This is a genomic window from Curtanaerobium respiraculi, from assembly GCF_024609215.1.
GTDB lineage: Bacteria > Actinomycetota > Coriobacteriia > Coriobacteriales > Eggerthellaceae > Curtanaerobium > Curtanaerobium respiraculi.
The window spans coordinates 1-13,722 of record NZ_JANIPD030000002.1 but is presented as its reverse complement, the minus strand read 5'-3'; the positions used below and the strand labels follow the sequence as shown (position 1 = coordinate 13,722).

Below are 13,722 nucleotides of genomic sequence, written 5' to 3'. Positions count from 1 at the left end.
GTCCTCTCGTGCGGATAAGTTGCCCTATGGTAGCGCAACGGCGCCGCGGAGTGCGGTCCTCTCGGCAAGGTCACCTTTAAACAGCTACATATCCCGCGCGGGAGGCGCGGCATTGAACGGCGAGCCCTTTTCCGGCGGAGAGGAAGGAGTTGGCGCGACCGCCCCGTGCAGATGCGTCTTCCGCAATGTTGGCGCGACGGGCCGTCGCTCCCCGTCCATCTCGAAGAGATCGTCGGCGGCGCGATCGAGCCTCACGTTCCTGAAATACACCCACCAGTTGGCGCAGAGGAACAGCAGGTTGATAAAGTACACGGCGAGCACCCAGCTCACGTCCCCGGAGGCGAACTTGGCGCCGATTCCGGCGAAATACCCCACGGTGATCAACGCGATGAATTGCCAACTAGAACCGGCAGCCGTGGCGGCCTTGTAGCTTTTATACGCGTTGAGAGGCCATGAAAGGCCGAAGCAGAGAAGCATGGCGGCTTCGAGTATCTGCGCGAGCATCCGAACATCTCCTGACTGCGCCTGCGATGGGGCAGGCATCGTGCATGGCAACATGCTTATTGCTATAACACCAGTTGAGACGCTTGCCAAACGATTCAAAGGATCATCACGCCGCCGTCAAAAACCCTCTGTGCCGCATAAGGGCAAACAGGGCCGGAACCATCCCGCGCATACCGGGAAGGGAGATCCCTCCCCCGCACCGACATCCTGGGCGATCCTCTTTCTTCGGCAATCCCATGGGGTGCGGCAGGCCTCCGATATCAAGCGCCCGGAACCTTCGAGTGAGGCTGCATGCGAAAAACGGCCGGCGGGCGCGAACGCAATGGCCGAGCCGAACGAGACACCCGTTCTAATCGATGCCCAGCAGCGCGGTCAGGGGGCGGGCGACGCGTTGCACTTCGGCTAGCACGCTGTCGGCCTTGCGGTTCCCGATGCGCTTGGCGTAGATGGTCTTCACGATGGGCCCGACCACGAAATAGTTGACGCAGAGAGCGACCGGAAGTGAGACGGCGACCGACTGCACATAGTAGCCGAGGAAGTTCTGCCCCTCCAATATGAGGCTCACGGCCAAGCTGACCATGGGGCACATGACCATGACGTTCGCCAGCGTCTTGGCGAACGCGGCTTTCACGCCGGAGAGGCGGGGCTCGATAAACTGGGGGATCAGAAAGCCCATGATCTTGTTCGCGACCGTGCGGCGCAGCGCGAACGCCGTGCAGAACATGACGGGGTAGAACCAGTGGGAATACTCCAAGAAGCCGATGCCGTCGTGGCGCACGCCATTGAACGTGACCATGAATGAGATCATGCCGCCCACCATGAGCAGCTGGAACAAGAAGAAACCCGTCTTGTCCTCGGGCACGGGCACATTGCCGCGCAGGCAGTCGAGGTACATTGCCTTCAGGGATGTCGTCGATTTCTTCATGCGCCTAGGGTAACGCAGTCGAACGACGCTCACGATTTCCCTACTTTGCATTCACAGGATGCCGCGAAATGCGGGAAGGCGGGCGCGCATCGAAGCACCGTCGGCAGGCAATTCCGCTTCCGCGACTTCGACACGCACGGGGTCCCCCAGATGGAAGTACATACAGGCCGCCTGGGGCGATTCGTGGACCGCACCGCCTCGGAAGGCGGCACGGCGCCGCATAGGCAAGCGGCAAGACGGCATGCACGCACCTCCACATCGACAAAGTGGCCGCATCGGGATATCCGACGGCGCCCCAGGCTAGACGAGGCTTGCGAACAGCGCATCCACCTCGGCGGGCGATTGCACGAGTCCCCGTGCGAACCACCAGCGCGCTACCTCGACGAACGTGGTGGCAACATGCGCCGCGAGTAAGTCGCCGGGCACCAGGGCGTTGCGATCATTGCGCCAGTGAGCGAGGTTCCTCTCCACCAGCGGCAGAAGCTGGGAGCGGAAGGCCGACCAGAACAGTTCTGCGCTCGTGCCCTCGAACAGCGGCGCCAGACGCTTCTGTTGGTCGTGCAGGTGGAGGAGCACGTGGGTGAGCTGCGAGTCCACGCCCTCCTCACCGGCGAAGTCGTGGCCCTCCTCGGGAGCATCGACCTCGGTCACGTGGTGGAACACATCGGCGAGCATTTCGGAGAGCAGGGCATCCTTCGTACCGAAGTGGGCGTAGAAGGTGGAGCGGCCCACGTCGGCCTCGCGCAGTATCTCCTCGACGGTGATTTCCGAGGGGCGCCTCGTCGCCAGCAGCGTTTCATACGCACCCAGGATCGCCCTCCTGGTCCTCGCCTGCCTCCTATCCATTGCGCATTCCCTCCGAACAATCCGCCCGAAAAGTCCGTTAGCGGACTCCCGGTGCCATCTGGTTGTTGAACTGCTTCTGACGTTACGAAACAATATGTTCGATATCAGATGAAATGTACGGCCTCCTGAGCGATCAGTCAAGGAAGGGGGCGGAGGCGGAGATGGCCATCGAGGACTGGTTGGACAACGAGCCCAAGGTGACGGGGGCATGCGCGGGGGCGTCCGCGGTATGTCTCGTCTTGTCACTCGCAGGGGTGAGCGCAACGTGGCCGGTAGACGTGGCATGGGCGGCGATCGTGCTATGCGGCGCGCCGATCCTGGTTGGCGCCGTCGTAGGGCTCATGCGCGATCATGACGTGACCGCCGACGTGCTCGTGTCGATGGCGCTCGTGGCCTCCGTCTACGCCGGAGAGTGGTTTGCCGCCGGCGAGGTGGCTCTTATCATGTAGATCGGCTCGCTTCTGGAGGACTATACGGCGAATCGCGCGCGCAAGGGCATCGAGTCGCTCGTGGAGCTCACGCCTAGGACTGCCCGCGTGGTACGCGACGGGGAGGAGTCCGTCGTGCCCGTGGAGCAGATCGTAGAGGGCGACATCCTGCGCGTGCACGCTGGCGAAACCATCCCCGTGGACGGTCTGCTCACGCTCGGGTCCACCACCGTGGACCAGTCGATCATGACCGGCGAGTCGCTGTCGGTGGACAAGGTCAAGGGCGACGAGCTCGTAAGCGGAACGGTGAGCCGGACCGGCGCCTTCGAGATGCGCGCCACCAAGCCCGCCGGTGACAGTTCGCTGCAGCGCATGGTCGCGCTCGCCGAGGCGGCCGACGCAAACAAGGCGCCCGTGGTGAGGCTCGCAGACAGGTGGGCAGGCTGGCTCGTCGGCGTGGCTCTGGCCTGTGCCATAGCGGTGTGGGCAGCGACCGGCGAGTTCATCCGCGGCGTCACCGTACTCGTGGTGTTCTGCCCTTGCGCCTTCGTGCTGGCAACCCCGACCGCCGTGGCTGCAGCCATCGGCAACCTCACGAAGTATGGGGTGCTCGTGCGCACGGGCAACGCGCTGCAGCGGCTAGCCGAGGCCGATGCTGTCGCCTTCGACAAGACCGGCACACTCACGCATGGCAGGCCCCGCGTGGTTGGTGTGGAATCGCTTTCCGGCGACGCCACGACGGAGCAGCTCGCCTCGCTCGCCGCGTCTGCTGAGAGCCGCTCCGAGCATCCGCTGGGCAAGGCATCGTCGCCTGGTGCAAGGAGAGGGGCATTCCCTTCGAGCCCGCGGCGACCGCGGAGGTGCGCGCAGGTTTGGGTATCGTCGCCGAGGTGGGCGGAAGCGATGTCGAGGTGGGCAAGCCTGCCATGCTCGGCATCATGGGAGTCGACCGCGCAGCCGTGGACGCCTCCGCCGCGCACTACCTCGAAAAGGGTGCGACCGTCGTGTGCGTCGTCGCCAACGGCAAGCTCTGCGGCATTGTCGCCTTGGCGGACACCGTGCGCAGCGAGGCCCCGCGCGCCGTGGCGCGTCTGAAGGAGATGGGCGTGGAACCCGTGCTCCTCACCGGCGATAACGCTCAGGCAGCCGGCACCATCGCCGCCTCCGTGGGCATAGGCGAGGTATGCTCCGACATGGCCCCCGAGGGCAAGGCCGAGGCCGTCAGCGAGATGGGCGGGATCGGTCGCAGGGTGTGCATGGTGGGCGACGGCGTGAACGACGCGCTCGCCCTGCGCGCTGCCCATGCGGGCGTTGCCATGGGCGGCATCGGGAGCGACGTCGCAGTGGAGTCGGCTGACGCCGTGCTCGTGAGCGACGACATCGAGCGGGTCCCGTACCTTCTGCACGTTGCCCGCCGCTCGATGCACAAGGTGCGGCAGAACATCGGGGCATCGCTCGTCATCAACTTCAGCGCCATCCTGCTGTCCGCCTTCGGCGTTCTCGATCCCGTGACAGGAGCGCTCTGGCACAATTTCGGCTCGGTGTTCGTCATCGTGAACGCGGCGCTGCTGCTGCGCGAGCAGGACCGGGGATAGGCACCTCAGGCGAGAACCGGGACGAACGGCATAGCCGCATGGTGTTCCGGCGATCCGCGTCGCGATCCGGTTGATCGTCAAAAGATAGGCATCTAGGCGCCCCCTTCAGCTTCCATGCAGAGCGAGTCGATCACATCGTTGCACTCGAATGGCGGTTCGTATGACATGGGGCATCCTGTCATTACCGCCAAAATTATACCGCCACTGGCGATAATCGGGACGTTATACCTGGAAAGGGTCGATCCTTCGGTTTCGCACGCCGCTTTCCGTCCGGATCAAGCCAAGGTCCGGCTGCTACCTGCTTGCATCCCTTTCCGCATACTTTCCGTTCTTAACCCACACGTGCTCAATGTTCCTCGCCGCAAGGGTGTTCTGCGCCATGACCCCCGCGAGAGCGTGCGGAACGTAGGGTTCCTCAAGGTAGGCGGCCTCGTCCTTGGAAAGATCGAGGTCGATCGCACGAGCCGCGCCCTCGATATGCGAGACCTTGGTCGCGCCGACGACGGGGGCGGCCACATTGCCGAGCAGCCAGGCGAGCAAAACCTCAGTCATTGTGACACCGTGCTTGGCGGCGACCTCGGCAACCCTCTCAACGATGGCACGATCCTGCTCGGCGCTTGAATCGTACTTGAATCTCGCGTATGCGTCCTCGTCAAGGCGCTTGGTCCTCGTGCCCGGCATGCGCGACAGGCGGCCGGCGGCGAGCGCGGAGTATGACATCATCGCGATCCCGCGCTCGTCGCAGTACATCTTCATCTCGCGCTCCTCCTCGCGGAAGAGCAGGTTGTAGTGGCTCTGGACGGAGACGAACTGCGGCCAGCCCATCTCGCGGGCGATGGCGTTCGCCTCCGCGAGCTGTCAGGCGAAGCAGTTGGAGATCCCGACGGCGCGTACCTTGCCCGCCTTCACAGCGGCGTCGAGCCCCTCGAGGTATTCCCCGATCGGGGTATTCCAGTCCCACATGTGGTAGATGTACAGGTCGATGTAGTCCATACCCAGGTGTCGCAGACTCAGGTCGAGCTGGCGGGAAACGTGCTCGGCGCCGCTCACTCCTTCCGCGATCTCATCGGGCGTACGCGGGAGGAACTTCGTGGCCACCACGACATCTTCGCGCTTCGCGTAATCACGCAATGCTCTCCCAAGATACTCCTCGCTCGTGCCGCCCTGGTAGGCGATGGCGGGGTCGAAGAAGTTCACCCCCAGGTCGAGCCCGCGTTTCACTATCTCGCGCGTCGCGTCCTCGCGCACGGTCCAGCTATGCTGGCCGGTCGCGGGATCGCCGAACCCCATGCACCCCATGCAGATGCGCGATACCTCGATGCCGCTGTTGCCGAGTTGCGTGTATTTCATGCCAAGAGCCTCTGTTGGCTATCCGATTCCGAACCCGAGGGAGCGCGCCCACGCCGCCGCCTCGACGCCGCCGGTGCCTATCTCGAAGCGGTGGCCTTCGCTCCATGCGGCGTTTGGCGCGATGCCCTTGAGCTCCGCGGCCGCTTGGCCGATGCCGCTGCTGCCGGACGTGCAGAAATCGGCGACTTGCTTGCCCGTCAGCGAGTCCGCGTTCTGCTCGAGCAGCGTGCACATGATGCGCGGCGCCTTTCCCCACCAGATGGGGTGTCCGAGCAGGATGGTGTCGTAATTGCCCCAGTCCGGCATGGCGGATGCGATCTCGGGCCGCGCCGTGCCCTCGTTCTGCTCGACCGTGGCGCGCGTGGTCTCGTCGTTGTAGTCCAGGTCCTGCGTGGAGTAGGGCCGGGCGGGCTCGATCTCCAGGCAGTCCGCCCCGATCTCGCCGGCGAGCCCCTGCGCCACGGCGCGCGTGTTGCCCGTTCCGGAGAAGCACATGACCAAAACCTTGCCCTTCGGCGGGGCGGAGCTTGCGGACGGCGAATGGCTGCTCGCCATTGAGCTAGACTGCGGGGTTGAGCTTGCCGCCGCAGAGGCTGAGGAGGAAGTCTCAGCGCCAGTAGAGCATCCGCCCAACAAGACCGAACCACCCGCAACGACCGCAGCGATCAGGAACGCCCTCCTCGAGATCATCTACCTCTCCCCTTTCGCGTAGCTCAGACAGGGGGCCAGAACGCCGTTCGATCTGATGTAGTTGTAGTTGGGCATCTCGAAGAGCACCGGTTTGAACGCATCGTAGTCCGGCTTGCCCTTATCGTTGAGTATCGCCTCGTCGGCGTACGTGTTGGCGATGGCGCAGATGAAGTTGTCGAAGCCCTTGGTGCCGTAGACGTCCTCAACGCTGCACTCCATGACGAGCTTCGCGTCGTCGATGACGGGCGCGCCCGCAATGCCCGCGGTCCAGGAGAAGAAGTCCGCCTTGCTCTGCTTGTTGCCGCTCACCATGCCGCAAAGGTCGGCTTTAGCAACCCAGCCTTCGTCGACGACGTTGATGGATAGAACCCCGTTCTCTTTGATGAAGGAGTTGATGTAGTGGGGCTGCGCCAGACTCACCATCACGTGGTCGTGCCCCATGACGCCCATGTGGGCGACCAGCGTCCAGGTGGGCTTGCCGTCTTCCGCCATGGCTCCGATCACCGCGACGGGGCAGGGATATAGCGCCAGCTTGCTTCCGATGTTCTTCTTGCCCACAGTGTGTCTCCTTCTCGGGGTTCGACGTCGCCGTCGGGCTTTCGCAACCGATCGATAACTCTGTAAAAGATTCTTGACCCTGGACCATGGTCCAAGTCAATAATGTTTCTCGAAAAAGTTTTCAGGTTTCGAAAGGGCGGGAATGGAGAAGATATACACCATCGGCGAGGCGTCGGAAGAGCTCGGGATGCCCGCCAGCACGCTGCGCTACTATGACAAGAGGGGCCTGTTCCCCGACGTGGCGCGCAGCCGGGGCGGCATGCGCGTGTACACCGAGGACGACCTGGAGTGGGCGCGCTTCATCGAGCGCCTGAAGGCGTCCGGCATGCCCATCGCCGAGATCAAGGAGTACATCAACCTGTACCGCGCGGGTGACTCCACCATCGAGCGGCACCGCGAGATCGTTCACGAGCGCAGAAACGAGATCGACGGGCAGGTCAAGGAGCTGAAGAACGCGCGCGACTTCATCGACTACAAGTGCTGGTTCTACGACGTGGCCGCCGAGTCGGGCACCTGCGACACGCCGAGGAACATGCCCCGGAGGACCTTCCGCCGAAGATCGCGCGCATCAAGAAGAGGTGCCGCATCAACCGGTACTAGAGACACAGGAAACGAAACGCTACGAGAATCACCCAGACCGCAGGGAGAGACCAGCCCGGCGATTTCGCCCCGGATTTCGCACGCTTGCAGTTTCACCATCGCCAAAATCAAGCAAACAGAATGGCATCTGGGCAATGGTTGACTACTCTGCTTCAGCGCACCACGAATCAACTTGATCACTACCGATTAAAAAAACGGCATCGTTCGAAGATAGCATGGGAACTCCGAAGCGTATCTCCTGGTCCCCTCTCGTGCCGGCGCTTGCCAAAGGCCCGGCTGAACTCCTGCGAGTTCATCTTACTATGCGCCTGGCAGAGAGGTTGGCATTCTGACAAGGGGCCGCTTGCATTCGGCGCATCGGCCGTTGGCTTCGTAGCCGGCATATCGGCAACCCGCCTGGATGCCCGGTGCTCGACATTCCCGAAGGATCGGCCAAGACGGCTATGACCAACTTCAGACGCAGAAGAACATGTATGTCGGCAGGCGCAATCCTCGTTCGTCATACGAAAGCGCCTTCGGATGCACGATCATCGATTCTCCGATGCGGTTGCCGAAGCGTTTCTTGAAGGCATCGTACGAGGTGGTGGTGTAATTCTTCGAGGACTTGACTTCCACAGGGGCAACGCGCGGGTTCGTCTTGCTCTCGTTTGACAGAAGGAAATCGACCTCTATATCGCTTCTGTGCTTCTCCTCGGAGTAGTGCGTATAGAAGTACAGCGCGCGTCCCGAGGCCGCAAGCGTCTGGGCGATGAGGTTTTCGTGCAGCATGCCCTCATTGAGCGACAGCCTGCCCGCCATGATCTTTCGGTACAGTTCCATCGACGAAAGCTCGTTTTCCGAAAACGACAAGCTGACCAGCAGGCCCGTGTCTCCCAAGTAGCACTTGACCGCCGAGTCGTCGCGCGAGAGTGCGAGCCCCATGTGCGGGTCGGCGCATCGGTAGCAGAGGTTGCACATCATCGAATCCCCGAGCCAGAAGAGCGGATCGTCGTAGTCTTCGAACTCACCATGCGCGTTCACGCGTGCAAGCACGACCTTCTTCTCGTGGGTCGAGAGATAGCCCGGTATGTATTCGAACAGCGAGGACACCTTCGACTTGTAGCGACGAGAGGCTTTCTTGATATCGTCTCGATACAGATCGAGAATCTGACGCTTCGCAATGTCGGCGGCAGCGAAATCCTTGCCGCCCTCCAAGTACGCGACCACGCTCTGCGGCATGCCGCCTACGAGCATGTACTCCCTGATGAGGTATGATGCGCGCTTGTGGAACGCATCTTGGAGCGGCTGGCGCTTTTCGTAGCATTGACGGATGTAATCGAGCAGGGGCTCCTCGTCTGTCGCCATGAGGAATTCGGGGAACGTGAGCGGATACATCTTGAGCTTGCGCTCTTCTGATGGCACGACGATGCCCTCCACGCTTTCGCGAATCGAGATGAGCGAACCGGTTTCGAGGAAGTCGTAGCGACCGTCGGCAACAAGGTACTTGATCGCCTCGCGCGCACGCGGGAAACGCTGTATCTCGTCGAATATGATGAGTGAATCGCGTGGGTAGAGGCGCGTCCCGTACTGCAGGGACAGCACTTGGAAAAAGCGATCGAGGTCGTTTAGATTATCCTTAAAATTTTCCTTGATGATTCGCGGCGCCACTGCGAAGTCGATCAGAATGTGGGAGCGATAGTTTTCACGTCCGAACTTCTCGGCTATGGTGGACTTGCCGATGCGACGTGCGCCCTCGATGAGAAGCGCGGTGCTGCCCCTGGACTGGACCTTCCACTCCATTAGCTTGCCGTATATGTCCCTCTTCAGTTCCACGCACATGCTCCTCAATTGCGGTAAACCGTCTATACGCAAGGTATGTTTATTATAATATACCGTCAATACGCAATGTTTTTCTATATATAAATACCGTCAATGCGCATGGTAGATGACAACGGTTGATTGCCAATTATAATGCAATTCCCGCATCGCAATGTCACATCTCGACATACTCGTCCCGATAGAATGTCGGATAGCGCTCTGCGCACAGCTTCCTTCCATAGAGCGGGGCAAGCATGGTTTCTTGGACACCGCCTTCTTCGATGTGGACCTTATTCATGCTGTTGCGCCTCCTAAAAAAGAACGTCTTATCATTATTAGCTATATCTAACAATGATAAGCCATGTATGCGCGAATCGACAGCATGTGGGTGCCGTTAACTGGGAGCGGGGCCCAGCGAGTCGAAAAGAGAGAGCCTTTCTCAATTACTAAGTCGATAAAAGCACCAACCGTTAGGACCACAGTCCAGCCGGTTACGAAAAATGATCGCACCCGCAGAATCCGGACACATTTCTGACCGTGTTGATTTCGACCCCACATTCTTGTCCGTGCCTATTTCGGCCACAGAGCGAAATAGCTGGTAATGGGCTTCCATCACTTCGTTTGTTATACCCATAAGTAACCCGGAAATCGTAAATGCAAATCGCAAGGCAAGAGTTTGGGGGCCGCATATTACGGTTTCTGAGGGGGAGTCGCGACTCTGAGCGCCGTTTTTCGAAATGCTCGGAGAATCGCAAGGATCGTTGTCTGTTTAGGGGAGGTTGTAATGGCGACGGGAGAAGCGAGATCAAGTAAATCGATTGCGTATTGGGTGAATTCGGCAATCTGCCTCACCATCATGTTCGGATTCGGGCAATTGCCTGCAATCGCTCCTCTTACGCCTCTCGGCATGAACGTGCTTGGAATCTTCTTCGGCTTGTTATACGGCTGGATCACCGTGGGAATCGTATGGCCGAGCATCTTCGGCCTCATGGCGCTTATGCTGGTAGGCGGCATGAGGCCGAAAGCGCTGTTCAATGCGAGCTTCGGCGATCCCATCGTAGTAATGATGTTCTTTATCTTCATATTCTGCGCAACTATCAGCTATTACGGATTATCCCGGTTCATTTCGCTTAGATGTATCACCATCAAGGCCGTTTCTGGCAAGCCGTGGGCGTTTACCTTCGTCTTCCTTCTTTCCATCTTCCTCTTAGGGGGGTCTTACCAGCTCATCGCCCGCCGTGCTCATTGGCTGGAGCATTTTGTATGCGGTATGCGATCTGTGCGGATATAAAAAGGGCGAAGCGTATCCGACGATGATGGTGTTCGGCGTGGCGTTCGCCGCTCAGATCGGCATGTCTATGATTCCGTTCAAGCAGGTGCCGCTTACCGTCATCGGAGCGTTCGAGAACATGTCCGGTATGGCTATCGATTATGCAACGTATATGCTGATTGCCGTTCTGTGCTGCATCGCCTGCGCGTTTGTTTTCGTACTCGTTGGCAAACTCGTATTCAAGCCCGATATGAGCAAGCTTCAGTCGCTTGATACGGAGCAGCTTAAACGAAATCAAGATCTTGCGCTGAACAAGACGCAGCGAATCGTGCTTGGTTTTCTGATCGCCCTCGTTGTTTTGCTGCTTTTGCCGAGTTTTCTCCCAGAGGGCTCTTGCCTCAAGGCTTTCCTGGGCGCAATAGGAAGCACCGGCGTCTGCGTATTGCTGGTAGGCGCCATGTGTCTGCTGCGTGTGGATGGAAAGGCCCTATTGCCGTTCAAGAAAATGGTCGACAGGCGTGGCATGGGGCATCATATTGCTGCTTGCCGTCATCCAACCTCTGTCGGGCTTGATGACTTCGGCTGATAGCGGCATTACGCCGATGCTCATGTCGCTGCTCACCCCAATTTTCAACAGTGGATCCCCGATCTTCTTCTTGATAGTCATCGGCCTTATCGCTACCGTCATTACTAACTTCATGAACAACGGCGCTCTCGGTGTGGCTTTGATGCCCGTTGTGTACACCTATTGCACCGCCGCCAATCTTGATCCGCAACTCGCTGTAATCATCGTCGTGATGTGCGTTCACCTGGCGTTTTTCACACCTGCTGCGAGTGCAAGCTCCGCCTTGCTTCATGGTAATGACTGGTGCAGCACAAAGATCATCATGAAGACTTCCCCGCTGTTCATCTTGGGATCGTGGCTTGTGATTACCGTAATCGCCCTTCTAATCGGCAGTCAGGCGCTGTAACTGATTGGTCGTAGCTTTAGCAAGTTCATAACAGCCCGTCGAAAGGAGCACAGTCATGCCGCCCATCATTGAGAAGAGCAAATGTACCGAATGCGGAACCTGCGTTGAGATATGCCCGCTTGATGTTTTTCGCTATACGGTCGATGAGCGGGGAAAGAAGCATCCTTGCGTGAAGTATCCCTACGAATGTTGGCATTGCCGTGCATGTATGAAGGACTGTCCGCAGGGCGCCATTAGTATTCGTTATCCGCTTTCGCACATGATGTTCACGATGGATGTTCCGGAAGATTCCGAGAAATAAGGACGGGTTGAACCATGGATGTAGTAATTCGCAAAGACATCGTCAAGACCGAGTACCTTATCGTCGGAGGCGGCATCGCCGGTCTGCAGTCGGCGATCACCGCGGCGGCAAAAGGCGTGGATGTGCTCGTGGCGGAGAAAGCCAACACATTGCGATCGGGCTCTGGCTGCGGCGGCAACGACCATTTCATGTGCTATATTCCCGAATGCCACGGTGATGATTTCGAAAAGGTGATCAGCGAGATCAACGAGGGCATGGAGGGCGGCCCCTGGCAGGATCCCGCGATGTTGCGCAAGATGATGCTTCGCACCAAGAGCATCATCGATAGATGGGAATCCTATGGCATCAACATGCGTCCTACCGGGGAATATCATTTCGAAGGGCATACCATGCCGGGACGCCAGTGCTACCATCTGAAGTACGACGGCAGCAATCAGAAGAAACGCCTTACACGCGAGGCACGCAAGAACGGTGCGCGTATCATAAACAAGGTGTTTATCAACGATATCCTGACAAACGAGGAGGGTAAGGCGGTAGGCGCCATAGGATTCAGCCTTGCGAAGGATACGCCCGAAATCATCGTGTTCCAGGCCAAGGCCGTGCTGGTGGCGACGGCTCAAGCGATGAGGATGTATCCGAATGTGAATCCCGCTTATATCTTCAACACGCACAGCTGCCCTGCGTCGGCTGGTGGAGCGGCGATCGCGTATCGTGCGGGTGCAGCGTTGGTGAACATCGATGTGCCGTATAGGCATGCGGGCGTTAAGGGTTTCGCGCGGTCCGGCAAAGCGACATGGTTCGGCGTCCTTTCAGACATCAACGGCAAATCCATCGGTCCTTTCACTGATAAGCCCGATCGTAAGCGCGGGGATGCCCTTATGGACATATACCCTGGAATTTTCGGCGATCGGCTCGAGCATGGTACCGGCCCTACCTACATGAACTGCACCGGTTACTCGGAAGAAGACCATGCCTATCAACATAGGCAGTTCAAATGCGAGGGAATAGATTCGATTACCGATTATTTGAACCAGCGCGGGATTAACCTGCATAAGAGCATGGTGGAATTCGGTACCTACGATTATTCCCTCTCGCAGCGAGGAATCGATATCGGCCAGGGTGCTGAAACGAACGTACCAGGCGTCTATGCTGCCGGCATCTGCTGCGGCAATGTGCGGGGAAACATTACGAGTGCCTCGGTATGGGGCGATGTTGCCGGCGAATCCGCAGCGCAATACGTGATGACGGTGGACGAATGCGACGTAAGCAGTCACCCCTTGATCCAGCAACGCGTAGACTTCTACAACAAGCTCATGAATCGCGAAAACGGAGCCAATTGGCTTGAAGCGAACTCCACGCTTCAGGTGATTATGCAAGACTATATTAGCCTGCATGTCCGCTCCGACGACATGATGCGCGCTGGTATGAAGTATCTGAATGATTTGCGTTCGTATGCAAGGAGCGATATTGGATGCGCAGACGCTCATGAGCTCATGCGTACGATGGAGCTGTTTGATTTGATTGATCTCGCAGAGGCTGTTGCCATTACGTCACGCAATCGCAAGGAATCGCGCGGCATGCATCGTAGGGTCGATTACGCTTATACGAACCCGTTGCTAAACAATATGTTCCAGACGATTCGTCTTTCGGAAGATGGCGTGAAGCTGGAATGGCGCAAACGTAGGAAGTAGAGCTTACGGCACGACAGCGGGGCCGCCTTCGGGTTGCCCCGCTGCATTTAGCTGCGATGCTGGCTTGCGCCCGAGTTTTGCAGTTAGATAGACTCCCCCGATTTCGCTTCACCCAGGTCAGGCCCCGCACGGGCCTTCTTTTTTGTCAAATCAGCATGACTGTTTATGCCTGTTACTGCATGTTACCATGGTGCAA

General features: G+C 59.0%; 16 protein-coding genes and 2 pseudogenes. 10 read left to right on the top strand and 8 right to left on the bottom strand.

The window, feature by feature from the left end; genetic code table 11:
• Window positions 1-84 precede the first annotated feature (84 nt).
• From NOV21_RS02205 to NOV21_RS02195, 3 genes are all read right to left on the bottom strand, one after another.
• Window positions 85-504, bottom strand: coding sequence for a hypothetical protein (locus NOV21_RS02205; protein ID WP_283171226.1), 420 nt, complete (start codon window positions 502-504; stop codon window positions 85-87).
• 349 nt (window positions 505-853) lie between these two features.
• On the bottom strand, window positions 854-1,429 hold the full coding sequence (locus NOV21_RS02200) for a hypothetical protein (protein WP_283171751.1): 576 nt from the start codon (window positions 1,427-1,429) through the stop codon (window positions 854-856).
• Window positions 1,430-1,729: 300 nt separating this feature from the next.
• Window positions 1,730-2,275, bottom strand: a complete 546-nt coding sequence (locus NOV21_RS02195; protein ID WP_283171228.1) for a TetR/AcrR family transcriptional regulator — start codon at window positions 2,273-2,275, stop codon at window positions 1,730-1,732.
• A 161-nt stretch (window positions 2,276-2,436) separates the two neighbouring features.
• Here NOV21_RS02195 and NOV21_RS02190 point away from each other — a divergent pair, with 161 nt between their 5' ends.
• The 3 genes and pseudogenes from NOV21_RS02190 (at window position 2,437) to NOV21_RS02180 (ending at window position 4,298) form a co-directional block, all read left to right on the top strand.
• Entirely contained in the window at window positions 2,437-2,724 is a 288-nt protein-coding gene (locus NOV21_RS02190) for a hypothetical protein (protein ID WP_283171229.1), read from the top strand.
• Window positions 2,725-3,417, top strand: a pseudogene (locus NOV21_RS02185) (heavy metal translocating P-type ATPase); the annotation flags it as partial.
• 146 nt (window positions 3,418-3,563) lie between these two features.
• Window positions 3,564-4,298 carry an HAD-IC family P-type ATPase gene (locus NOV21_RS02180; protein WP_346428544.1) on the top strand — a complete coding sequence of 245 codons (735 nt, stop codon included), beginning with the start codon at window positions 3,564-3,566 and terminating at the stop codon, window positions 4,296-4,298.
• Between the two features lie 294 nt (window positions 4,299-4,592).
• On the opposite strand, the pseudogene NOV21_RS02175 reads toward NOV21_RS02180, so the two are convergent.
• Together NOV21_RS02175 and NOV21_RS02170 are read right to left on the bottom strand one after the other, a co-directional pair.
• Window positions 4,593-5,597, bottom strand: a pseudogene (locus tag NOV21_RS02175) (aldo/keto reductase).
• Between the two features lie 69 nt (window positions 5,598-5,666).
• Window positions 5,667-6,143 (bottom strand): flavodoxin, encoded by a 477-nt coding sequence (locus NOV21_RS02170; RefSeq protein ID WP_283171230.1) that lies wholly within the window; start codon window positions 6,141-6,143, stop codon window positions 5,667-5,669.
• Here NOV21_RS02170 and NOV21_RS02165 point away from each other — a divergent pair.
• The gene (locus NOV21_RS02165; protein WP_283171231.1) at window positions 6,142-6,360 is read left to right on the top strand and encodes a hypothetical protein; all 219 of its coding nucleotides are present in this window, start codon (window positions 6,142-6,144) and stop codon (window positions 6,358-6,360) included. The genes NOV21_RS02170 and NOV21_RS02165 overlap by 2 nt on opposite strands.
• On the opposite strand, the gene NOV21_RS02160 is transcribed toward NOV21_RS02165, so the two are convergent.
• Window positions 6,339-6,896, bottom strand: a complete 558-nt coding sequence (locus NOV21_RS02160; protein WP_283171232.1) for a flavin reductase family protein — start codon at window positions 6,894-6,896, stop codon at window positions 6,339-6,341. The genes NOV21_RS02165 and NOV21_RS02160 overlap by 22 nt on opposite strands.
• A gap of 142 nt (window positions 6,897-7,038) precedes the next feature.
• Here NOV21_RS02160 and NOV21_RS02155 point away from each other — a divergent pair, with 142 nt between their 5' ends.
• Window positions 7,039-7,638 (top strand): MerR family transcriptional regulator, encoded by a 600-nt coding sequence (locus NOV21_RS02155; RefSeq protein WP_283171233.1) that lies wholly within the window; start codon window positions 7,039-7,041, stop codon window positions 7,636-7,638.
• A gap of 311 nt (window positions 7,639-7,949) precedes the next feature.
• Here NOV21_RS02155 and NOV21_RS02150 read toward each other — a convergent pair whose 3' ends face one another.
• On the bottom strand, window positions 7,950-9,308 hold the full coding sequence (locus tag NOV21_RS02150; protein ID WP_283171234.1) for an ATP-binding protein: 1,359 nt from the start codon (window positions 9,306-9,308) through the stop codon (window positions 7,950-7,952).
• Between the two features lie 160 nt (window positions 9,309-9,468).
• Window positions 9,469-9,591: a hypothetical protein gene (locus tag NOV21_RS02145; protein WP_283171235.1), complete on the bottom strand. Its 123-nt coding sequence runs from the start codon at window positions 9,589-9,591 to the stop codon at window positions 9,469-9,471.
• A 486-nt stretch (window positions 9,592-10,077) separates the two neighbouring features.
• On the opposite strand from NOV21_RS02145, the gene NOV21_RS02140 reads away from it, so the two are divergent.
• Genes NOV21_RS02140 through NOV21_RS02120 form a run of 5 tightly spaced genes read left to right on the top strand, consistent with a single transcriptional unit; the run spans window position 10,078 to window position 13,526 of the window.
• A complete protein-coding gene (locus tag NOV21_RS02140) occupies window positions 10,078-10,584 on the top strand; it encodes a hypothetical protein (protein WP_283171236.1) in 507 nt (168 codons plus the stop codon).
• 22 nt (window positions 10,585-10,606) lie between these two features.
• A complete protein-coding gene (locus NOV21_RS02135; RefSeq protein ID WP_283171237.1) occupies window positions 10,607-11,149 on the top strand; it encodes a hypothetical protein in 543 nt (180 codons plus the stop codon).
• Window positions 11,100-11,534, top strand: coding sequence for a hypothetical protein (locus tag NOV21_RS02130; RefSeq protein ID WP_283171238.1), 435 nt, complete (start codon window positions 11,100-11,102; stop codon window positions 11,532-11,534). The genes NOV21_RS02135 and NOV21_RS02130 overlap by 50 nt, the downstream gene beginning before the upstream one ends.
• A 55-nt stretch (window positions 11,535-11,589) precedes the next feature.
• On the top strand, window positions 11,590-11,835 hold the full coding sequence (locus NOV21_RS02125; RefSeq protein ID WP_283171239.1) for a 4Fe-4S dicluster domain-containing protein: 246 nt from the start codon (window positions 11,590-11,592) through the stop codon (window positions 11,833-11,835).
• 14 nt (window positions 11,836-11,849) lie between these two features.
• Window positions 11,850-13,526: an FAD-dependent oxidoreductase gene (locus NOV21_RS02120; RefSeq protein WP_283171240.1), complete on the top strand. Its 1,677-nt coding sequence runs from the start codon at window positions 11,850-11,852 to the stop codon at window positions 13,524-13,526.
• Window positions 13,527-13,722 lie beyond the last annotated feature (196 nt).